This window comes from Staphylococcus intermedius NCTC 11048, assembly GCF_002902385.1.
GTDB lineage: Bacteria > Bacillota > Bacilli > Staphylococcales > Staphylococcaceae > Staphylococcus > Staphylococcus intermedius.
The window spans coordinates 1-23,449 of sequence record NZ_PPQH01000126.1; the positions used below are offsets into that span (position 1 = coordinate 1).

Annotated in this window: 13 protein-coding genes and 3 pseudogenes; 2 read left to right on the top strand and 14 right to left on the bottom strand. The window is 38.8% G+C overall.

Features of this window, described 5'->3' with window-relative positions; genetic code table 11:
• From CD138_RS13395 to CD138_RS13410, 4 genes and pseudogenes are all read right to left on the bottom strand, one after another.
• The coding region (locus tag CD138_RS13395) for a restriction endonuclease subunit S (RefSeq protein ID WP_180991069.1) at positions 1-508 on the bottom strand (508 nt) is incomplete at its 3' end.
• Positions 501-2,057, bottom strand: a complete 1,557-nt coding sequence (locus tag CD138_RS13400; RefSeq protein ID WP_096601842.1) for a type I restriction-modification system subunit M — start codon at positions 2,055-2,057, stop codon at positions 501-503. The genes CD138_RS13395 and CD138_RS13400, both read right to left, overlap by 8 nt.
• A gap of 278 nt (positions 2,058-2,335) precedes the next feature.
• On the bottom strand, positions 2,336-3,478 hold the full coding sequence (locus CD138_RS13405) for a bifunctional cystathionine gamma-lyase/homocysteine desulfhydrase (protein ID WP_019169391.1): 1,143 nt from the start codon (positions 3,476-3,478) through the stop codon (positions 2,336-2,338).
• Positions 3,471-4,376: pseudogene (locus CD138_RS13410) on the bottom strand (PLP-dependent cysteine synthase family protein). Before CD138_RS13410 ends, CD138_RS13405 begins: the two are co-directional and overlap by 8 nt.
• Positions 4,377-4,613: 237 nt before the next feature.
• On the opposite strand from CD138_RS13410, the gene CD138_RS13415 reads away from it, so the two are divergent.
• Positions 4,614-5,939 carry a carboxylesterase family protein gene (locus CD138_RS13415; RefSeq protein WP_019169392.1) on the top strand — a complete coding sequence of 442 codons (1,326 nt, stop codon included), beginning with the start codon at positions 4,614-4,616 and terminating at the stop codon, positions 5,937-5,939.
• 563 nt (positions 5,940-6,502) lie between these two features.
• Here CD138_RS13415 and CD138_RS13420 read toward each other — a convergent pair.
• Positions 6,503-7,831 (bottom strand): sodium-dependent transporter, encoded by a 1,329-nt coding sequence (locus tag CD138_RS13420; RefSeq protein ID WP_019169210.1) that lies wholly within the window; start codon positions 7,829-7,831, stop codon positions 6,503-6,505.
• 183 nt (positions 7,832-8,014) lie between these two features.
• Between CD138_RS13420 and CD138_RS13425 the strand changes: the two genes are divergently transcribed.
• Positions 8,015-8,203 (top strand): hypothetical protein, encoded by a 189-nt coding sequence (locus CD138_RS13425; protein WP_014614849.1) that lies wholly within the window; start codon positions 8,015-8,017, stop codon positions 8,201-8,203.
• 87 nt (positions 8,204-8,290) lie between these two features.
• Here the strand turns inward: CD138_RS13425 and gtfB are convergent, their stop codons facing one another.
• From gtfB to CD138_RS14835, 9 genes and pseudogenes are all read right to left on the bottom strand, one after another.
• Positions 8,291-9,628 (bottom strand): accessory Sec system glycosylation chaperone GtfB, encoded by a 1,338-nt coding sequence (gtfB, locus tag CD138_RS13430; protein WP_019169209.1) that lies wholly within the window; start codon positions 9,626-9,628, stop codon positions 8,291-8,293.
• The gene (gene gtfA, locus CD138_RS13435) at positions 9,621-11,126 is read right to left on the bottom strand and encodes an accessory Sec system glycosyltransferase GtfA (RefSeq protein ID WP_019169208.1); all 1,506 of its coding nucleotides are present in this window, start codon (positions 11,124-11,126) and stop codon (positions 9,621-9,623) included. Before gtfA ends, gtfB begins: the two co-directional genes overlap by 8 nt.
• Before the next feature lie 15 nt (positions 11,127-11,141).
• Positions 11,142-13,532 (bottom strand): accessory Sec system translocase SecA2, encoded by a 2,391-nt coding sequence (secA2, locus tag CD138_RS13440; protein ID WP_373364651.1) that lies wholly within the window; start codon positions 13,530-13,532, stop codon positions 11,142-11,144.
• Positions 13,522-14,469, bottom strand: a complete 948-nt coding sequence (gene asp3 / locus CD138_RS13445) for an accessory Sec system protein Asp3 (protein WP_019169206.1) — start codon at positions 14,467-14,469, stop codon at positions 13,522-13,524. The genes secA2 and asp3 overlap by 11 nt, the downstream gene beginning before the upstream one ends.
• Positions 14,462-16,018, bottom strand: a complete 1,557-nt coding sequence (gene asp2, locus CD138_RS13450) for an accessory Sec system protein Asp2 (protein ID WP_019169205.1) — start codon at positions 16,016-16,018, stop codon at positions 14,462-14,464. Before asp2 ends, asp3 begins: the two co-directional genes overlap by 8 nt.
• Entirely contained in the window at positions 16,002-17,567 is a 1,566-nt protein-coding gene (asp1, locus tag CD138_RS13455) for an accessory Sec system protein Asp1 (RefSeq protein ID WP_019169204.1), read from the bottom strand. The genes asp2 and asp1 overlap by 17 nt, the downstream gene beginning before the upstream one ends.
• A gap of 10 nt (positions 17,568-17,577) precedes the next feature.
• Complete coding sequence (secY2, locus tag CD138_RS13460; RefSeq protein ID WP_019169203.1) at positions 17,578-18,783, bottom strand: accessory Sec system protein translocase subunit SecY2; 1,206 nt, start codon at positions 18,781-18,783, stop codon at positions 17,578-17,580.
• A gap of 457 nt (positions 18,784-19,240) precedes the next feature.
• Positions 19,241-21,754: pseudogene (locus CD138_RS13465) on the bottom strand (LPXTG cell wall anchor domain-containing protein); the annotation flags it as partial.
• A gap of 1,467 nt (positions 21,755-23,221) precedes the next feature.
• Positions 23,222-23,344: pseudogene (locus tag CD138_RS14835) on the bottom strand (KxYKxGKxW signal peptide domain-containing protein); the annotation flags it as partial.
• Positions 23,345-23,449: the final 105 nt, after the last annotated feature.

Genomic DNA, 23,449 nt, shown 5'->3' on the forward strand with positions numbered 1-23,449 from the left:
CTTTAATACTAGTATTAGGGATTTTAAAATTTTCTATATCCTTTTTAGTAATATTAGGATCTTTTCTACTACTTGCGGCAACACGGTGCCATTTTTTAACATTAAAATTTAAATACGCTTGGAAAAATTTCGAATTAGTGTCTCCCATTTCTAGCAAAGCTGATATAGCTTGGTTTGTTGTTGCTTGTATTTTTAATACCCCAGTTCTACCAATTTGATTGAATCCGCCATACATAGCTATTAACAAGGTGTTTTTAGGCAATAGTTTTAATTTAAGTTTTTGCACTGCTTCTTCAGTTACTTTTTCAGAGGTTTGTGTAATTATTGTATTGTTTAAATCTGTTGTTTTAACCCATGGAACATTTCCATTTTCATAATAATTACTATTTGATCTAAGTGGTGTAGAACCAGAAACAACTTTAAAAAGCTGTTTTATTTTCTTCTCTTCCCACTCACCACTAAACTCAGGAAATCGTAACTCTGGGACATTTTTCTTTAAATTAGTCATGCTGCAACACTCCTAATTCCTTTAAATAGCCCTCGATGTCTTGTTCGATTTGTGCGATGTCGTTGTCGATGTTCGCGATGTCTTGTTGAACTTGATCGAGGTCTATCGGAGCTTCTTCCTCGAATGTATCGACGTAGCGTGGGATATTGAGGTTGTAGTCGTTGTCTTCAATTTCTTGTAATGTTGCGGCGTAGCTGTATTTATCGATAGTTTCTCTATTTTTGTATGTGTTCATGATTTTTCCAACGTGTTCGTCTGTCAGGTGGTTTTGGTTTTTGCCTTTTTCGAACGCGTTTGATGCGTCAATGAATAACACGTCTTGATCGGCTTTACGACATTTTTTGAACACTAAAATACACGTCGGAATGCTTGTGCCGTAGAAAATGTTCGCGGGTAAACCAATGACCGCGTCCAAGTAGTTTTTCTCTTCAATGAGATATTGTCGAATGACCCCTTCTGCTGCGCCACGGAACAAGACACCATGTGGTAATACGACTGCCATTGTGCCTTCGTCGTCTAAATAGTGGACCAAATGTTGGATAAATGCGAAGTCGGCTTTCGATTTCGGTGCGAGTTTGCCGTAACCACTGAATCGGTCGTCATCATTAAATTTACTGTCTGCTGACCATTTCGCACTGTACGGTGGATTGGCTACAACGGCGTCGAATTTCTCTCCTAAAAAGGCTGGGTTTTCTAACGTATCGTCATTTTGAATGTCAAAGTTTTCATAACGAACATTGTGTAACAACATATTCATGCGTGCTAAGTTGTACGTCGTGTTGTTACGTTCTTGTCCATTGTAACGGTAGACTTTCGTTTCTTTACCGACACGTAATAGTAATGAACCTGATCCGCATGTAGGGTCATATACATTGCGTAATTTATCTTTACCTAATGTGACGATTTGCGCTAAAATTTTTGATACTTGTTGTGGGGTGTAGAATTCACCTGCTTTTTTACCTGCATTCGCCGCAAAACGACCGATTAAAAACTCATATGTGTCCCCTAACATATCAATTTCCATGTCGCTATGAACGAACGGCAAGTCCGCTAAGTTCACCATGACTTTACTTAACAGTGCTGTACGGTCTTTCACTGTGTTTCCTAATCTTGTTGAACTTAAATCCATGTCACTGAATAAGCCAATGAAGTCTTCTTCACTGTCTTGACCGAGTGTTGACGTTTCGACTTTACGAATCGCTTGCGCTAAATGTTCGATATCAAAGCGTTGATTTTCAATTTCTTTCACCATTGTGCTAAACAAATCTTGTGGCTCGATGTAGTAACCGACTGTATCTAACAATTCACCTTTTAAGTCTTCTTGATATTCAGTATCTGCCCATGCTTCTTCATATGTCACTTCTTCGCCTGATAGTGCTTCAGCGACTTCTGCTTCTGCTTTTTCCGATAAGAAGCGATAGAAAATGAGCCCTAAAATATAATTACGGAACTCGCTCGCATCCATGTTCCCTCTTAAATCATTCGCGATTGACCACAATTTTTTATGTAATTCAGCTTGTTGTTGACGCTGTTTTTCTGTAATTGACATTGCATTTCCTCCGTTTAACTCTATTACAACCTATTATAATATAAATTGGACGCCCACGATTGCGATTTTCATTTGGCAGACATATAAAAAAAAGCCATACCATGTTCAAATTGAGACATGGCATGCGCTGTCAAATGTGATTAATTTTATCAACGTGCATCAGGTTATTTGGGAAAGAGGCGCTAGGACATCCCATTCTGTCACTAAAACACGAACCGTAAAAACACAACGTTTACAGTAAGTCCTATCGATGTACTGCGCCCTCAATCCCATGTGACTTATAATTGGTCAAGTGCTTGTTTTAAGTCTTCTACAAGATCATCTGTATCTTCAATACCTAATGACAAACGTACTAAACCGTCTGCAATCCCTTCTTTTGCACGAATATCAGCTGGAATGGATGCATGTGTCATTAAGCTTGGTACAGAAATTAAACTTTCGACCGCACCTAAACTTTCTGCTAATGTGAAGTATTTCGTTTGTTTCACAAGGAATTTTGCTTTTTCCACATCCGCGACTTCGAATGAAATGATGCCTGATGTGCCGTCTGCTTGTGCTTGGTGTATGTCGTAATTTAAATGTGACGGTTGGCTTGGATGATACACTTTCGTCACTTTGTCATGTTGGTTCAACATTTCTACGACTGCTAATGCGTTACGTTCAATTTGTTCCATACGTAGACCTAATGTTTTCATCCCACGAATGAGTAAGTAACTGTCTTGAGGTCCTAATACGCCACCTGTTGAGTTTTGGACGAATGCGATACGTTCTGCGAGTGATTCGTCTTTTACTGCAACGAGTCCAGCTACGACGTCACTATGACCACCTAAATATTTCGTTGCTGAATGAACAACGATGTCTGCACCGAGTGTTAACGGTGTTTGGTAATATGGCGTCATGAATGTGTTATCCACGACTGTAATCAGGTCGTGCTGCTTGCCAATCTCACTCACCGCTTGAATGTCTGTAATGCGCAAGAGTGGGTTGGATGGTGTTTCGATAAATAACATTTTCGTATTGTCTTTAATCTTATCTTCAATATTTTGAACATCTGTTGTATTTACAAAGTCGAATTCAATACCGAAACGTGTGAAGACGCGTGTCATTGTACGATATGAACCCCCATACACGTCAGAACCGACAATGATGTGGTCGCCTTGGTCTAACATCATGATGACTGCACTGATCGCCGCCATACCTGAACCGAATGCGAAACCGTAGTTCCCATGTTCTAAATCAGCGATAACAGATTCCAATGATGAACGCGTTGGGTTAGCTGTACGTGAATATTCAAAACCTTGTCTTAACTCCCCAATCGCATCTTGTTCATACGTACTCGTTTGATATATCGGCGTTGTCACAGCACCTGTGTAATCATCTGTTGTGTTACCGCAATGGATTAATAATGTTTTTTTATTCATTTAAATCTCCTCCGTATTGAAATATTTTTTTCGACATATATCGATCACTGCTATCCGGAAAAATTGTAACGACTTTTCCATGATCTAATCGTGCTGCTGCTCGAATCGCGCCTTCTAATGCAGCGCCTGAAGAACTCCCCGCTAAGATACCTTCGTAACGCGCCAAGTCTTTCACGTGTTGAAATGCGATCGCGTCCGAAACCACTTCGACCGCTTCGATCCATTCTTCATTTAAAAAATGTGGCCACACTTCTACGCCAATGCCTTCTGTATCATGACGTCCTTTTTCTTGACCACTGAGAATAGAACCTGCTGGCTCAACGACAATCGACTTCACATCATGGGATTGGAGTTCTTCTGCCACGCCTGCAAATGTCCCACCCGAACCTGCACCTGCAACAAAATAGTCTAAATCTGGAAGGGCTTCAATGAGCTCAACTGCCAATGTATTACGATATGCTGCTGGATTATGACGTGTTTCAAACTGATTGGTATAAAAAGCACCCGTCTCATCCGCATATGCTTCGGTCCATTGTCGTGCACCAAGCATCCCTTATGCTTGTGGCGTACGATGAATCTCAGCACCAAGTGCACGCATAATCGAAATTTTCTCTTCTGAAAAACCTTCTGGCGCAAAAATAACACAATTGATGTCATAATGATTCGCAACCATCGCTAGCCCAATCCCGGTGTTGCCTGCTGTTGCTTCCACAATTTGATCGCCGGGATGAAGTTGACCTTCTTCTATCGCACGCTCAATTAAATATTTGGCTAATCGATCTTTCACACTTCCCCCTGGATTGTGCATCTCCAGTTTGGCGAAGATTTGAACCCGGTCTGTACTGTAATGCTCGAGTTGTACAAGCGGTGTCCGGCCAATCAAGTCAAAGTTTCTCAACACTGTCCCCTCATTTCAACCGTCTAATTCTTAGTTAATACATATGAATTATAAGATAAATGCACTTCTGTTTCAATGCAAAGCGCTAGAAAAATTCAATTATTTTAAAAAACAACTATTGCAACTTTTAATAACGGGGCATATCGGAGGCTGTTTTCTCTCATCGACGACACACTTTTTTACGTTATAATGAAAGCAATAACGCGCCATATTTCAAGACATAAAGGAGAGAGGTCGATGCAACTGTACACTTCTATCGGCACAATTCATGGTGAACAGCATCATGACTATGAAGTATTTAAAGGGATTCCTTATGCACAACCACCTATCGGCACATTACGTTTTAAGCATGCACGACTCATGCCGGCATGGCCGAACGATTTTCAAGCGACTTCGTTTGGTCCTGTACCCATTCAACCACCGAATTCATTAGAGTCATTTTTCGCAACGCAAGATCAACACTTCCCACAGAGTGAGGACTGTCTTACTTTAAATATTTGGCGTCCTACAAAACCAACATATCAGCCGCTTCCAGTCATCGTGTTTATTTATGGCGGTAGTTTCGTCAATGGTCATAGTGCTCAAGCGTTGTATCATCCTCACGAAATCGTCAAACGTGAATCAGTCATTGTCGTTACAATCAATTATCGGTTAGGAGCACTTGGATTTTTAGACTGGTCTGCAATCAATTCGGAATGGGATGCAAATAATGGCTTGTCCGATCAAATATGTGCATTGCAATGGGTGCGTGAAAATATAGCCCATTTTGGTGGAGATCCGAATCACCTCACCTTAATGGGACAATCCGCGGGCGCGATGAGTGTTGCGGCATTGTTGCGTATGCCGAAAGTCCGGCCTTGGATTAAAAATGCGGTGATGTTAAGTGGGGTTTTACATTTGGAATCGCCACAAGTCGCACAAGATAAAGCAGACGCCTTTGCAGCATTAAAAGCACAGCACTATCCGAAGACACCTTGGCATGAACTCGATGCAGAAACCATATTAACCTTAATGGCGAAACACCAAATGCAGTATGGCCCATCGAAAGGTTTAGAGCTGTTGTATCAACCCGTTGCCACTGACGATATCGAACCAGACTACCAGAACATCGATGTCCCTGTATTTTTAAGTCTCACTACTGCTGAAGGCGACATTTATATTAAAAATGAGCAAAAAAAATTAGCCCCACGTCAATTTCAACGTGTGCTAGAACGTTTAGGCGGGCCCATACCACCACTTGAGGATATTGCGACTGCCCAACAACAGCGTGACCTTATTACGAATTGTCATTTCAAAGCGCCCTTCCGACAACTGTATCAAGCATTGTCAGCCGTCACACCGACATGGCAAGCAACGTTCAATTGGTCTCGTAACGATCATCCGGACTATTCGTCGGCGTACCATATTTTAGATATGATTTTTTGGATGGGACGTCTCGACATTTTAGAAGCGCACGGCCTCAAATTAACAGAGCGGGAGACCGAACTACGCGAACGCATGATTCGTGATTTGTGCCATTTCGCCAAACATAGCGCACTAGATGGCGATCGCTTTTATGAATAATATAACCGCCCAAAATAAAAATGACTGGACATTGAATTGACCCCAGTCATAACTTTTTATGGACGTATAGTAATTAATGATGATCAAACAGTCAAAACAGAGGATGCATGGGACGTCATCATTGGATGTTATAGGGGTGTCCTCATTTCAACAACTTTCCCCAAGTGACTGCATTTGATGTCAGATTGCCCAAAAGGCTGAGACTCCCGAGGGATCATACAAGGGCTTAATGCGAGTTCTAATGTTTAATCATGGTTGCTGTTTATCGCAGTAGCTGTCTGACTTCTCAATGCGATCACTTTTGAGAAGTCTAGTCAGCCTTGCGGGGGCAGTACTACGAAATCTTTGTTGCACATGAGATTTCTGTACTGCTCCCAGAATCCACTAACGCATCAACAAATGTAACTGTTGAATCAAGCGTTAGTTAGTTGAAGAACCAGCCCCTGGGAACGCGAAGCCATATGGGCAATCAAATACTGCAAATTATTAGGCGGGGTAGTAAAACAAAATACTGCCTCCATAGTAGCAAAAATTTCAATGTCCCAGTCCTGTTCCTACGATTTCTACACTAATTGCAATATAAACACTAATAAAATGACAACCGGTAAAAGATAGCGAATGAAAATGTACCATAGCGTAAATAATTTCAGAGGATCGTTACCAAAACCTGCTTTCAATCGTACCTTTTCCATCGCATAACCAATCGCCAGTGTGGACGCTAATGCGCCGACAGGTAATAAAATATTTGAAAAGACAAAATCCATATTATCAAAAATCGAACCGGCACCAAATTGAATGTGACTGAGCGGCCCAAATGAAAGTGTGGCAGGTACACCGACAATGAAAACAATGACGCTGATGACCAATGCCATCGTTGGACGTTTACGGTTATCGTTACGTGTGAAGTTCGACACGTTCAGCTCCAATAGTGAAATAGAAGATGTGAGCGCTGCGAATAAAAAGAGCACTAAGAAAATCGCATAGAATATCGTACCAAACTGCATTTTTTCAAAGACGAGCGGCAAAATAATAAATAATAAGCCAGGTCCCTCTTCTGCTTGATAGCCAAACGTTTCTAATGCTGGAAAAATCGCAAGACCCGCTAATATCGCAATGGCAATGTTCATAACTAAAATCGTCACTGCAGATGTTTTAATCGGCATGTCTTTGGAAGCGTAACTCGCATATGTCATCATTCCTGTCGTTCCTAAAGACAGCGCAAAAAAGGACTGTCCTAAGGCGAACAACATGGACTCCATATTGATTTCAGAAATACGAGGTTGAAATAAGAAACGTACGCCTTCCATAGCGCCATCAAGCGATAAAGTTTTCACTACGATGATGATTAAAAAGATTAATAATAATGGCATCATTAATTTCGATGCTTTTTCCAATCCTTGTTGTACCCCACGCATGACGATTCCACATGTTAAAGCAATAAACACTGCTTGTCCTGTAACGACATAGAGCGGTTGGCTGATGATATCTTGAAATTGTAAGTCATGAAGATGTGTCGGTACAATGTGGAACAGTTGCCCAAGGACAAAACCGAGATAGACGATAATCCACCCGCCAATCACACTGTAAAAACTAAACAACACAAAAACAGCTAAATTACCTATCCAGGCGATACTGTTTAACCATTTGTGCCCTGTTAATTGACCAAATATTTCTGTAGTATACGTGCGCCCGAGCTGACCGACCGCAAATTCCATAATCAGTAAGGGCAGACCTACTAAAATGGTGAAAATTAAAAACATCAATAAAAATGCGCCACCACCGAACATTCCCGCCATGTAAGGAAACTTCCATAGTGCACCTAGACCAATCGCGGAACCGGCACTCGCTAAAATAAAGCCGGTTGACGATTTCCATTGTGACCGTTGCGACAAAACCGTTCATCCTCTCTTTTTCTTTACTTTAATACGTTGAATCGTTTAAGTCACTCTGGAATATATCACATTCATCCATCATCGACAATGATAGAACACTTTTTTATAGTATTTCATCAAAATTTTAGTGTTGAAACGATGTGGCGTTTTGATATGATTAAGTTGTAAAAGAGGTGAGAAATCATGTCGCAAAAATTAAAAGAACGTATTTATTTAATTGCCATCATTGTGAGTACGCTATGTGTCTTGTCGTCTGTTCTGTTTGGTTTAAGCCCGACCATCACAGCCACCGTCACTTTTATCTCCATTATCGTCTTTGCGATTCTTTATTTTGTCGTACCTAATAAACAACAGAATCGTAAATTAAGATAACCCGTTCTAGCCTTACGACACTTGCACATATTTAAAAATCGGACTGCTGGAAAGGAATTTCAACTTTTCCAACAGTCCGATTGATCATTAAGAAAGCACACGCCGCATCAGATGGTTCAAATCTTGTTGAGATATTTCATTGGCAGCTTGATGTTGTTTCGCCAATTGACTTAATAGAATATCTCTATTTTTATTGATACGTTGTAGTTGGGTCGTTAAGTTTTCGACTTGTTCTTTAGGATAGATGTTTTCCTGAGAAAGATACATCGGCGCATGAACCGTATCACGATATCCTAAAATGAGCATATCTTGATAAAATGCACGTTCAATGGCATTCTCTACTTCAGCACCTGCATTGATGTCTAAATAAATATCACACGTCGCAAATAAATTTTCAATCGTTTGCTTATTGGCGACAGGATAAAGTTTAACATTGGCATACGCATTTAAAGCCATTAACTTTGATGACATTTCAGTTAATGCTGCAATGTGAAACGTCATATCTGAACATGCTCTCACAATGGTTTCGATATGGTCTAATTGATCTGAATGCGTTAACGTCAATACATGGTTCGATAACCCGTTCTTCCTATTATAATGATACACGTAACCTGCATGATGAACGTATCGCTGTGCATCGGAGTCTATGTGTTTCATTATCGTGTCATATTCATCTTTGTCGTTAATCATGACATTCATTTTTCTTGGCATCTTCCCATTAAAAATCATGCTCATATTACCTGGGATTTGACCGTGGCTTTGTTCTTGCCAAAATACTAAGTCGGCACCTGGTTGATTCAAATTATAGAGCACTGTGAACGGTACCGATAACGAATTGATGATGATATGACGCAAATCAATTTGTAGTTGTTCTAGATAAAACAGAATGAAACTCGCTTGTGAATCAAAAAGATATGTTTTCCCATTCCAATCTAATACTACATCTTTTGTTACGTAATTTTCATAGATGACTTCTTTACCTGCTTGCGTCACATATTTTTTCAGTATCAATTGACCTTCTGTATCATATACGGATTCTGCAAATTTCACCCCATGTTGCGTATAATGATCGACATATCTCACACGTTCAGATGTATCAAACCATTCCACTTTTGAAATGATACGGCTTTTAAAATGTGGACTGTAAATGATTTTTCCGCGCACTTTTCCCATATCTTTAATCCAAGCGATATCATTAAACCCTTCGATTTCCCAATAATCCGGAATAGGTAATTCATTAAAAAACAACGCTTTGTCTGTCGTTTTAGGCTGGTAATCGGCGAAAAATTGATAAGGTGTCGTAATGCTCTTAGGTAAAAATCCATCTTCATTCATGACAATCGTTAATTGAGACATCCCCATATTTTCTAGTGAACGCCACAACATTTCGGAACGCTTATCAAATGTTTCAAATAATTTAATCATACAGCACCTCTGAAATTAAATTCTTCCATTTATCAATAATATGTGTGGTGAGAAAGGGTTCTGCTATCGCATATGAAGTCTCATGCGGATGTGTAGGTCCATGATTGAAATACTGTACAATCGCACGTGCAATATCTTCAATCGTTTGTTCCACTGTATTATAAGGGATTAAATAGCCATTTTTCTGATCACTGATAAATGTTGGATTGCCATAATTGACATCTAATCCAATCATACCGAGTCCGGATCCTACCGCTTCCATGAGTGTTAATCCAAAGCCTTCACTTGTCGAACCTGACAAAAACAATTCATATTGGGCGTATACTTTAGATAAGTTCACATGCCCTCGCAACTTGATGTAGTCCTGTGCTTCATTCGTATGAACGAGTGTCGTTAATTGCTCTTTTTCGCCACCTTCACCGTAGATATCAAAAGTTAATTGTGGCACCTCTACTTTCGCTTTCATCACCGCTTTAATCAACCAATCTAGATGCTTTTCACTGGCCAATCTAGATGCTGTCATGATGGCGTAAGGTTGACGTCCATGGGATTCAGGTTCTTTTAATTTTTCAAGACTCCCTACAGGAATTGTAAATATTCTAGGTTTCAGCCCTTTATACTTCAACAATTGTTCAGATAAGATTCGATTTTGCACTTCTGTTGCAGTTATGAAGAAATCAAAATCATTTGCTCGAGAAAACTGATATTCATAATAATTATTCCACAGTATATTGTCATCGTCCGTGAGATTTTCACTGAAATGTTCTGCGTGTACAACAACACCGATACGACTTTCACCCTTGTTCTGAAGTACGGCTTGACCAATTTCAGATGCACGGTCAAGTATGACTATATCTTCTGATGACAACTGTAATTTTTTAATAAAATATGCAATAAGCTCAAGCTTTCCATAACAAATCATATCATCAAACCGGTAAATACTTTGCTTGGCATCTTTAGCCATATACTCTTGATAAGCAATAGAGCCGTCTTCATTATAAAATTGACGCATATACAATGTCGCTTGATTGTCTTTTGGCGCATAATACTCTGAAAAGACTCTGACATAACTATAAAAATCTTTTCTAACTAGCATTCCATTAATGACAAATTCAGCACGGTGCACAATATCCGTATCTTCGTTCGTCAAATAGCATGTCACAAATGTTGCGTTGTTATCCAATATCAAACGCTTAATTTTCCCAACATGTTCCACCCGTTGTACCGGATTGCTCAAATCATTAATCAAGTCGTCAACGCGATAGGTCGTAGGTGCAATGGGGATGTCAGTAAAGTATTGATATAACCAAATCACTTCGTCGTTTCGAAATCCTATATTATGTGTTAATGCTTGAATATTTTCATGTTGAATAAAGTCTAAAAAGATAAATCGAGCTGTTTCATTCGTATGTCTTAATAACTTAGCTCTATAGGCTTGTGCATATTCGACACCACTACTTGCCCACCCGATTCCAAAGTTAATACTATAAATCGTCATACAATTACACCTCTTCTATGGAAAATGAATGACCATATCCCCTTCTTTATCTAATGTCATCATGCTGAGACACGTGTTGATTACAATCCGTTTCTTAATTCTTTGCGTCATCACATTAAATGATTCTAACGATACTCTATGGTACTCGAAAATTGCATTTCTTTGACCGTTTTGTCTGTTATTGATACTTGATTTAAGCTGTTGTAAATTGTCCACTTGCGTAATCCAACAAGAATCAATCGCTTTCAAGATAACCTTGCGCATAAATTGATGAAATCGATATGGATCAGCTAAATTTTCTTTTTGATATTGTTGCTGTTGTTTAAACTGATCCATTAAAAATTGAATCACTTCATCATGATTGTTGACATTAATATGTGACAAATCCCCTTTAAATTGGAAGCTAATATTTTTATAAATATATTCTCGTAACGCGCGAACATGGATGACACCCATATTTTTAATATCTTCTTTAAAAACATCATATGCCAATCGATTTAAATCAAGCGCATCAACACTTTCCATGTTAATGATGCGATTACGTTCTTGATATATTAATTCTCGTTGGATACTAATACTTTTTTCAAATTCATTCGCCAACTCCCGCGCGACAATGCCTTTTTCTTCTGAAATTTTCTGTGCCTTTTTGACCATTCGTTTCACGCGACGTTGGAATAGCGGACTCTCTTCCAATTGATTTGAATGGAGGGTCTGCAGTTTTTGATTTTCGATTAAATTGGAATCACTGTATCGTTGTACTAAGTAGTCTTCTAATGAAATATAAATTTGAGATGAGCCTAAATCCCCTTGTCTACCTGCTCTACCTCTAAGTTGTTTATCAATCCGACTATTTTCCATATGTTCATTAATGATAACAGCGAGTCCCCCCATCGCTTCCACACCGGGACCTAACTTAATATCTGTACCTCTACCTGCCATACTCGTTGCAACTGTTACCGCACCGATTTGACCGGCTTCAGCTATCATTTCAGCTTCTTTTGCTACATTTTGTGCAATGAGTAAATTATTCGGAATGTCTAATTGAAAGAGTTGATCGGAAAAATATTCCGCGACCTCTGCTGTTCGAGTGATGACCAACACAGGTCTGCCGATTTGTCGTAGCGTTTTGACTTGATTTAATATGGCTTCATTTTTCTGGTCCATCGTCATAAAAACGCGATCTTTATCATCCAACCTTTGAATCGGCTGAGCTGTTGGAATTTGAACGACTATTTTGCCATAAAGGTCCGAAAACTCAAGTTCTCCCAATTTGGCTGTTGCGGTCATACCAGAAAACTTAGTAAACAGGTTAAATAAGTTCTGAAACGTAATCGTCGCCATCACACTCATATCTCTTGAAATTTCTACGTCTTCTTTGGCCTCAATCGCTTGATGTAAACCTGACTGCAACTTAGTTCCTGGCAACATCCGTCCTGTAATTCTATCAATGAGTATGACTTCACCATTGTAGATAAAATAGTCCATATTTGACTCAAATAAATGTTGCGCACGTAAAGATAAGTTAATGATACGAACTAAGTCGAAATGGGCATCGTCATATAAATTTGAAATATTAAAGTAATGGTTGGCCAGCTGAATCCCGTCTGTTGTTAACCAAATTTCTTTTTTCGTTTTATCTAATTCGTAGTGTGTCTCTTCTTCCAATGTTTCAATAAAAGATTGAACAATATGAAACAAATTAGATTGAACTCTTGGCGCCCCTGATATGACTAATGGGGTCTGTGCTGCATCTAATATAATAGAATCCACTTCATCAATAATGGCAAAGTTCAGCTCTGTAATAAACTTGCCTTGCTGACTATCAGCTAAATTGTCTATCAAATAATCAAAACCTAATCTACCGTTCGTCGTATAAATAATATCATTGCTGTAGATGCGTCGTTTCTCACCTGGCTGATACTCATAATCAGGAATATCTACAAATCCTAAACTCACTGTTAAGCCTAGCCACTCAAATAAGGGTCGCATTTCTTCACAATCACGGTTGGCCAAATAGTCGTTTGTTGTAATTAAAAATGCAGGCTTACCCACTAAGGCATTTAAGTATAACGGCATGGTCGCAGTTAATGTCTTTCCCTCACCCGTCTGCATTTCAGCGATATTGCCATCATGTAATACAATCGCACCTAGAACTTGCACATCTTTGTGATACATCCCCAAAATACGAAAACTCGCTTCTCTGACAACCGCATAGGCTTCTGGCAATAAATCATCAAGTGTTTGTTGTCCATTTTCTAATCGTTGTTTAAATCGCACTGTTTGATTTTGCAGCTCTTCATCAGAATAATGTTTAACCTTTTCACTCCACGCATTCACTTGCTTCAACCTCTTTTGAAGACGGCGTACACGTAGGTCGTTAATTGTACGATGTATATTAAACATGATCGCCACCTCCATCATTCAGCACAAACGTATCCAATTCATTCAATTTCGTGACAGGATTGATAAAATCCGCCAAATAGTTAGGAATATCTTTGTGGTGATAATCCGCGTCATAAATCACCGTCTGATTGTTGATCACATGATGTGTCGCTAAATCTTCACTCATTTCACGTAAAATGGCTGAATCATCATGCGTTGTACGAAACGTCTGACTCTCTAGCAAGTTACCTAAAATTTGTGCAATCACATTCGATTTCGCTCCAAATCCTACAAAATGAACCTCGCTTTTTTGACATAACGGCGCAAAATAGTCACACATTTTTTTAATATTAGATGAGAGATCACCTTGCCACCATTGATCAACAGTGATGACATTATTCAAATGTTTCACGCTTCTGATAACAGATTCATAGTTAAACGTCGTAGGTTCAATGATAATAATATTTTTATAATTTCCATCGCTTATTTCGTTAATGACGTCAGAGATGACCATATCGGGTTTTTCTTTCTCATTCAATGGTGTTATCGTCATTTCACGAAACAACAAGCGCTCAGCACCTGCATTCATGAGTTTAATCTCGTAGCTGTAGGCGCCTTCTGGAAAGATGATATCCACTTGTTTCTCTTTAACAATATGTCGCTCCATTTCTTCACCATTTTTACCCAAGCATATGAATATAAAATAAACGGATTGCTCTGGCGTCACACTATAATCAAAATCAAAACGATAGGTGTGTTGCCTCTTTAATATGGGTAATTGTGGCGTATCTTTATCTCTGGAAAAATTTGTCAACATACGCCATTTATGAATAGGCAACCCTGAAGGCATTAACGGATTTTCAAATTCTGTAACGCATGGGTGAAATGTTACTTTGCTACCATACATAAAGGTGTCTTGATGAATTGTTTTCCATTTTATTGTATGTGTGCGATTAGCCATGATCATACACTCTCCCATAATCAGTACCTAAAATCAGTTGGTAAAAGTTTACAAACCAATTCGTAATTGTTGGTGAATCGTCATTATGCCGACCTGGTACACTTCTCGTCATCACACGTGCTTGTTGAGCCGTTAAATAGGGCAATAAATCTTCGTAAGCATTAGGGTCATAGTCATCATGTTCCATGTAAGCTATACCAAATGTTGTTTGTGAAATATGTGCTTGTTCTATTTGTCGCCAAAACGTTTCATTCAATCCGTCGATGCTTTTTTGTGATGCGTCCCCTTCACTTTGTAACAAAACATCCAGTGCCGTCCCAAAATCTTCTGGTCTTAGGAGCGCCATATTTTGTGCAATCGTCCCTATATTAATTAAAGGTTTCCCGACAATAATGGCAGAGGGTTGCAGTTGTAAGCCATAGTATAGTGCCCCAAATGAACCCATAGATAATCCTGATAATATTAATTCATGCGGTTCGAATGCTAACGCTATTAATGATTGTTTAATGACCTCCACGACCTTGTTTTGATACGCCTCAGATCCTAAATAAAAGGCGCCACCTTCAATACGTGGATCACTGATTAATAAAAATGGGGCCTTTAAATTTTTCATCATAAAAAAACCTTCAAACCCTTCTGCTGAACGATAACCACTAAAATATACATTCAATGGTGGTTTCAAATCACCTGGATTAAAGTAATACATGAGCTCTTGTCGTTGAGGATCTGAATACCTTTGTCCCCCTAAAATAAACTGACCCATATCTAAACGAGACCAGCGTTTGTGTATCGCACCGATATGAATCACACCTTTTCCGCGCGCTTTAACAGCAACACTAATATAGGCATCAAAGGGTTTGGCAGCAATCTCTAAAGGTTCGTCAAGTTCGTGGTGAAGCAAAGTGATTTCTTCAATGACATTGTCGGTTGTCCCACTTTTAATGAGGCGAAACGTATAGCGCAGTTCAGCATCATCTTCCAACGTAAATTCAGGCCATATTTGAATCACTTTATGTTTGTCATAAATTAAATTATTTTGCCATGACAAAACAGGGGTAAAAGTATCGCCAAAATCCCCGGCAATGACCAACTGTGTATTCCCGAAAAATGTAGTGTTTGGCATCCATTTAGCGTTAACCGTCGCCATTTTAGGGGATATTTTATCTCCATACTGCCCAGAAAATGTAATCGCATCTAATTTTTCGTAGAGCACTTGTTCATCTTCATAAATAAAGGGTCTAATATAATTTTCCTTAACGACTGCTTGCGCTTCAAAATGACGAGACCAATATTGCTGATCGATATACGTATTGTATGGCGTACTGACTTGCTCTAACACATCCATTAACATATATGAAAAGTTTGTTTGAACAAACACAAAATCAAAGCCACCATTTTGATCAAGCACATCAGCTATCGCTTGACGATAATGGCTGTCAAAATCGAACAAAGAGATGTCAAAATAATCCCATGTCACATTCGCTTTATGTTGAAATTGTTGTTCTAAATCTCGCCCTCCGATTTGCAGTACATTAAATTGACGAGCCATGATGATCACCTACTAATAATTCATCTAATTGTTTTACAATGTTACTATATGTGTATTTATCCATTAATTTTAGAGACGTCGCATAAGCAAAGTTCCAGTTTTTTAAATGGGTTAAAAAATAATCTAAAGCCCCTTCTAGTTCATGGAAATGATCGATAATCATACCATTTTCCTGATCTTCAACATATTCCGAATGCATTTGATTAATTTGTGGGATGCCTGACCCTATACTACTGATTTGTAGGTATAAGTCTGGCTCGACACCTAAATCCACAATGACTCTCATATTTAACAATGCCTCTACCATATCTTTTTCAAACGGAACATGGACAATATCCACCTTTTTAATTTGTTCTTGCTCTGATTCTATAAGCGGTGCAACGCCTTGTGGATCTAAAGGTGTACGATTGAATTGTTCATTCTCATCATCCATCAACGTTAACAACCAGGTAGGTAAGGTTTGTTTTTCAGATCTCGTTAATAGTTTGAGACGATACTTCACATCTTTCTTGATAAACGGAACGATGATAGACATGACGCTTTGTAATTGTTGGTCATCTAAACTATCCAACCATAAGCCAATATACGTTTCGGACAATTGGCTACTTTTATTGGGTGAATTTTGCGCATCAAAAGGTGTGATTTTCATTAACTCATTGCTTAAATGATTGTCAGTATGGTATTGTCTCAGTCTCTGTTCAGTACTACTACGGTCTACGAGCCAATATTTTCCGAGTTTCATAGAAGAAAGCAATGTTGTCGTCGGTATTGGGTTCCGGTTTTGAAATACTGAAAAACAAATGCGCTTAAATGGTAAATGTCTCGTAATAATATGATTGTGTCGTTCATCTGCTGCCACAATAACAGGTGCTGATGGATTCATTTTCGACGCATCATATTTCGCAAATTTTTCATCAATCACTTCCGTCATGTGTGCATATTGGACTTGATTAAAGTCATCGCTATATTTTTCACTTACTACAACGGTATGATCGATACAATTCTCAGTTAAAATGACATCCCCATCTACTGTTAAATAGTGTTGCTCCTTTTCATCACCTTTATGGTCATAATCAATAATAGATGAGATAAACCCTCGATCATCCATAACAAATCGTCTGACTTTACGCTGCGATTCAAATTCTTCAAACCATGTGATATAGCCATCTTGACTAAAATAAATATGCGTATACGTTGATTCACTCGTTATCGCGCGCACCATATAAGGCGTATACATCAATTCTGTCTCATCAGACCAAGGCAAATCTTTAAAATGACATAAGCGCATGTTTTGATCTGTAAACCCCTGTATCTCATCAAAGAGTGACCAATACGATGCCTCATATAAATCATGCCGATGTAAATAGGTTCTTAAATGAGGAGCGTAATTCAACACGACAATTTGAAACTGAGATTGATTGTTATAATGCATTTTCATCAGACTGTGCATATCATCAAAATCAGTCTGTTTACTTTCTTGAAAATATGGCACAGGTGTTGTTGCCCACCAGCGACTAGACTGATACCAAGACGGTATAAAATATTTCATGATATCCCCCTTACCAATATTTGTTCAAGAACAACTTATATTCATCAAAATATAAATATGTTTTGATTGTTTCAGCAATATTTACACTGATATAAACCAACATCACCAATTGAATAATAAAAAATATTTCTTGTGATAAATGTGGTACTAATAAAGCACAATATAACGGTATACCAATAATCAATGTGACCGTCATCGCACCTATAAAGCAAACACGTCTTGCAACTTTATTTAAATAATGATCCGTATCTTCTCCAGGATAGATGCCCGAAAAGTAATTCCCACTTTTCAAAAAGTCTTTCGTTTTTTGGGGCGTATTAATTAAAAAGCGTGATAAAAAATAGCCCAATACTAATTGTAGTAATAAGTATAGCGTGACACCCTTAGGATTCGTTAAAGTCAGAAAATCGGAAATATCAAAACGAATAGGTATGACAAGTGTAAGCAGCTGTATCAACATATTAAATATCGTAAATAGCGATAGACTCACCATGATTGAAATGCTGCCTGCTGGATTATACTTCCATGCAACATATGTAACAATGTCCTGCGAAGACACATTCATAATATCTTTATAAAACAAATGCCGTTCTACCAACTCAATAAACAATAAGATGAGCAAGACGATGACAAGAACTGTAATGATAATCACAATAGTCAACGTACTCACGGATAGATTGATGGCACCTTGATAAAAAATGGATTTAATGATACTTAACATCACGATAGGCATGGGTCCAGCCAATCCGAATCTCATGTTACGATCAGCAAGCCAAACTAACAACATTGCCCCTGTCACTAACACAAGTAATACGACAAATGGATTGAGATGATGATCTTGAATGGTTGTGATATTTTGATGGACCACGAAAGAACCCTGTATCACACTTAAAAATAATGTTAATAATTTTTCTTTATAATGGCGTTCAGCTTTAGTTTGTTTAGCATACTTGTCCATATTTCTGTATGCAAATAGCATTAAAATAATCATAGCCGTCAACCACGGGCCTAACCCCAGTGTAAAAATATTGAGACGACTTAAATCACCACCAACATTAGATATCCCTAATTCTATAAAGCTATGACCTGATTTTCTTTCTTGATCAGGGATAATAGCTATGTTAGTTCCGATCATATAAACAAATAAAACTAAGCAAGTAAACATGATACGTTTATATAAAATTTTATATTCCATATTTTTAATTATTCTTCTCATCATTTACCTCTTTTAATATAAAAATAGGCTAAAGCACTATTCCTTGAGTGAAATTTTAGTAAACACATACGCTTCAGGATTTAAACTCAAGTACACATGAGCCAAAATGTTAGAGGAGAGGGCTAAAATCATTTAGCGCCTCTCATCTCGTTATTGCAGTAGCGACTCACTTGATACAATTCTGGTTTAAGACACACAACATTGAGTAAATCAGATCGATTATGTTTCTATAAACAATCTATGCGTTATTGGCGTTTAGTCATCATCAGTAACGCATAGCACCCTACTATTACCATTAATAGATGAATAACGATTTTATTGTTTTGTTGAATGACTTATATAATCCCACTTTAGAAACTGGCCATTTCCAAAGTTTACGTTTTACTATCTTATACTCTAAGAATTCGTGCTTCAACCTTTTAATTTTAAAAACAAACTATTTCTAAAGCTTGATGATTTAAGCTTTATCATTACCTTCGTTTTTATCTTTTTTCTTTTTTTTCATCAATCCTAATCCGGCTAATAATGCGACAACACCAGCCATTAAACCGTTTTGAGATGTCCCGTCTTCACCAGTTTCAGGTAATTCAGTATTGCGTTGCGCGTTACCATCTTTTTTCGTTGTACGCATGTCATCTGATGTACCTGTTGAATCTGTATGACTCAATGATGTTGAGCCACTTTCTAATCCAGACATGCTTGTACTTGTTGAAGAGCTCTCTGATGTTGACGTGCTTGTTGAATCAGATACGCTTATGCTTGTTGATCCATTTGCTGAGCCAGACATACTTGTGCTTGTTGATCCACTTTCTGATGGACTTACTGACGTTGATGCGCTTGTTGAATCAGATACGCTTATGCTTGTTGAAGGTCTTTCTGATGTTGATCCATTTCCTGAGTCAGACATGCTTGTGCTTGTTGACTCACTTAATGATGTCGACGTACTTGTTGAATCAGATACGCTTGTGCTTTCTGACGCACTTGTTGAGGCAGATACGCTTGTGCTTTCTGACGCACTTAATGATGTCGATGTGCTTGTTGAATCCGATACGCTTGTGCTTGTTGACTCGCTTACTGAAGTCGAGGCACTTGTTGAATCTGATACGCTCGTGCTTGTTGATTCACTTAATGACGTTGAAGCACTTGTTGAGTCAGATACGCTTGTGCTTTCTGATCCACTTAATGACGTTGATGTACTTGTTGAATCCGATACGCTTGTGCTCGTAGATGCACTTTCTGATGTTGAAGCACTCGTTGAGTCTGACACGCTCGTGCTTTCTGACGCACTTAGTGATGTCGATGTACTTGTTGAATCAGATACGCTTGTGCTCGTAGATGCACTTTCTGATGTTGACGCACTTGTTGAGTCTGACACGCTCGTGCTTTCTGACTCACTTAATGATGTTGACGTGCTCGTTGAATCAGACATGCTTGTGCTCGTTGAGGCACTTAATGATGTCGACGTACTTGTTGAATCAGATACGCTTGTGCTTTCTGACGCACTTAGTGATGTCGACGTACTTGTTGAATCAGATACGCTTGTGCTCGTTGAGGCACTTAATGATGTCGACGCACTTGTTGAATCAGATACGCTTGTGCTTTCTGACGCACTTAGTGATGTTGAAGCACTTGTTGAGTCTGACACGCTCGTACTTTCTGATTCACTTACTGAAGTCGAGGCACTTGTTGAGTCAGATACGCTTGTGCTTGTTGATTCACTTAATGATGTCGACGTACTTGTTGAATCAGATACGCTTGTGCTCGTTGATGCACTTAGTGACGTTGACGCACTTGTTGAATCCGATACGCTTGTGCTTTCTGATTCACTTAATGATGTCGAAGTACTTGTTGAATCCGATACGCTCGTGCTTTCTGATCCACTTAATGACGTTGACGTACTTGTTGAGTCTGATTCGCTCGTACTTTCTGATTCACTTACTGACGTTGACGCACTTGTTGAATCCGACACACTTGTGCTCGTTGATCCACTTAATGATGTTGACTCACTTGTTGAATCGGACACGCTTGTGCTTGTTGACTCGCTTACTGATGTTGATGCACTTGTTGAGTCAGATACACTTGTGCTTTCTGACGCACTTACTGAAGTCGAGGCACTTGTTGAATCAGATACGCTCGTACTTTCTGATTCACTTAATGATGTTGAAGTACTCGTTGAATCGGACACACTTGTACTTTCTGACTCACTTAATGACGTTGACTCACTTGTTGAGTCAGATACGCTCGTGCTTTCTGATCCACTTAATGACGTTGATGTACTTGTTGAGTCGGATTCGCTCGTGCTTGTTGACTCGCTTACTGACGTTGATGCGCTTGTCGAGTCAGACACACTCGTGCTTGTTGATGCACTTTCTGATGTCGATGCGCTTACTGAATTCGATGTGCTTTGGCTTGTCGATGCACTTACTGAATTCGATGTACTTTGACTCGTCGACGCACTTACTGAATTCGATGTACTTTGGCTTGTTGATGCACTCACTGAATTCGATGTACTTTGACTCGTTGATGCGCTTACTGAATTCGATGCGCTTTGGCTCGTTGACGCACTTACTGAGTTCGCTGTACTTTGGCTCGTCGATGCACTCACTGAGTTCGATGTACTTTGACTCGTCGATGCACTTACTGAATTCGATGTACTTTGACTCGTCGATGCGCTTACTGAATTCGATGCGCTTTGGCTCGTTGACGCACTTACTGAGTTCGCTGTACTTTGGCTCGTCGATGCACTTACTGAATTCGATGTACTTTGACTCGTCGACGCACTTACTGAATTCGATGTACTTTGGCTTGTTGATGCACTCACTGAATTCGATGCGCTTTGACTCGTTGATGCGCTTGTTGAGTTCGCTATACTTTGACTTGTTGATGCGCTTGTTGAGTTCGCTATACTTTGACTCGTTGATGCACTCACTGAGTTCGCTGTACTTTGACTCGTCGATGCACTCACTGAATTCGCTGTACTTTGACTTGTTGACGCGCTTGTTGAGTTCGCTATACTTTGACTCGTCGATGCACTTACTGAATCCACTATACTTTGACTTGTTGATGCGCTTACTGAGTTTGCTGTACTTTGACTTGTTGATGTACTCACTGAATTTGCTGTGCTTTGACTTGTTGATGCTGACGGTTCCACAGCGTTAACTGTTGTTGAAAAGTAGTTACCTAAAGTTGAACCGTCATCTTGGGTAGCAAATGGTGTAAATTTAAATGATAGATCCCCATTCGGATTAGTAATTGGAACAGTAAAAGTTGAACGTATACCGTAACTTCTATTTCCTTGCGTACCATTCAAGTTGGAATTGGTCCATGTATAACCGCCACCTGTTTTAGTAATAGCCGGATTACCACTAGTTACATAATTATCGGTGTATGCCGTGTTGGTTGGACCTGATTTTACCGACGTAATACTTCCGTACCCACTACCTAATGTGATTAATGGTGCGGTCGTTCTTGTATTACTTGTAAAAGTTCTAGTTGATAGATTAGTTGGTGCATCTGCTGCAGGTGTATTAGGGTTATCATAAGATAAATCATAAGTAAACGTCACCGTACCATCACCGTTGTTGACAACAGTGAGTTTATAGTAGATTGGGACATTGTTATACTTATCTGTTCCTACACCTGTATACGTATTGGTTTGTGTGGTAATCGCCGCTGCAGCAAGCATACGCGTACCAGAAAACGTGCTCAATGCTCTTAATCGCAGTGGTGCCGCACTATTAGACTCACTATAAGAAGTTGATAAGCTTGTGCTGTTTGATGTTGAAGGCTCTGATGTAGATGTTTGAGGATTTGACGTTGATGTTGTTGTACTTGCTTTTTCAGACGCAACTTTTTCATCTGCTGATTCTGAACTTGCTTTTTGATTTGATTCTTCAGATGCAGTATTTTTGTCTGATGATTCTGAATTTGTTGTTTGATTCGTTTTTTCAGATGTAGTATTTTTATTTGCTGATTCTGAATTTGTTGTTTTGTCTGCTTTTTCAGATGTTGCATTTTCGTTTGCTGATTCTGAACTTGTTGATTGATCGGCTTCTTCAGATGTTGCATTTTCGTTTGCTGATTCTGAACTTGTTGTTTGATCGGCTTCTTCAGATGTTGCATTTTCGCTTGTTGATTCTGAGCTTGTTGTTTGATCGGCTTCTTCAGACGTAGCATTTTCATTTGCTGATTCTGAAGTTATTGCTTTTTCTGAACTATCGATTGCTGTTGAATTTTGATTCCCTATTGTTTCACTTTGTGTTGATAATTCTGAAGTAGAAGGCAATTCAGATGCCGCAAACGCTTCTTGCGCGTTTAACGCCGTAGTCACAAATGTTCCGCCTAGCAAAGTAGTTGCTTTCAACATATTTTTTGACAACGTTTTATTTTGCATTTTTTCAGTTTCTTTTATTTCATTGCTAATAAAGGGCATTCCCATGATTCTCAATATTTCAAATTCTCTAATACCAACTTTAACCCAATTTTTCCCCGATTTATATAATCTGACTCTTGCTTTTTCTTCAGATAAACTCTTTTTCAACCTTTTTTGTTTTTTTGTCATTTAATAACTCCTCAATTTAACGTTTGATATTCAGATTCTATATGTAAATTTAGATGTACACAACACATTCATTTTCTATAAGCAACAAAATGTATAACAAAAAAC

Coding starts and splice junctions, on each gene's coding strand:
- CD138_RS13400 (WP_096601842.1), bottom strand. CDS start 2,057: ATGTCAATTACAGAAAAACAGCGTCAACAACAAGCTGAATTACATAAA.
- CD138_RS13405 (WP_019169391.1), bottom strand. CDS start 3,478: ATGAATAAAAAAACATTATTAATCCATTGCGGTAACACAACAGATGAT.
- CD138_RS13415 (WP_019169392.1), top strand. CDS start 4,614: ATGCAACTGTACACTTCTATCGGCACAATTCATGGTGAACAGCATCAT.
- CD138_RS13425 (WP_014614849.1), top strand. CDS start 8,015: ATGTCGCAAAAATTAAAAGAACGTATTTATTTAATTGCCATCATTGTG.
- gtfB (WP_019169209.1), bottom strand. CDS start 9,628: ATGATTAAATTATTTGAAACATTTGATAAGCGTTCCGAAATGTTGTGG.
- gtfA (WP_019169208.1), bottom strand. CDS start 11,126: ATGACGATTTATAGTATTAACTTTGGAATCGGGTGGGCAAGTAGTGGT.
- asp3 (WP_019169206.1), bottom strand. CDS start 14,469: ATGGCTAATCGCACACATACAATAAAATGGAAAACAATTCATCAAGAC.
- asp2 (WP_019169205.1), bottom strand. CDS start 16,018: ATGGCTCGTCAATTTAATGTACTGCAAATCGGAGGGCGAGATTTAGAA.
- asp1 (WP_019169204.1), bottom strand. CDS start 17,567: ATGAAATATTTTATACCGTCTTGGTATCAGTCTAGTCGCTGGTGGGCA.
- secY2 (WP_019169203.1), bottom strand. CDS start 18,783: ATGAGAAGAATAATTAAAAATATGGAATATAAAATTTTATATAAACGT.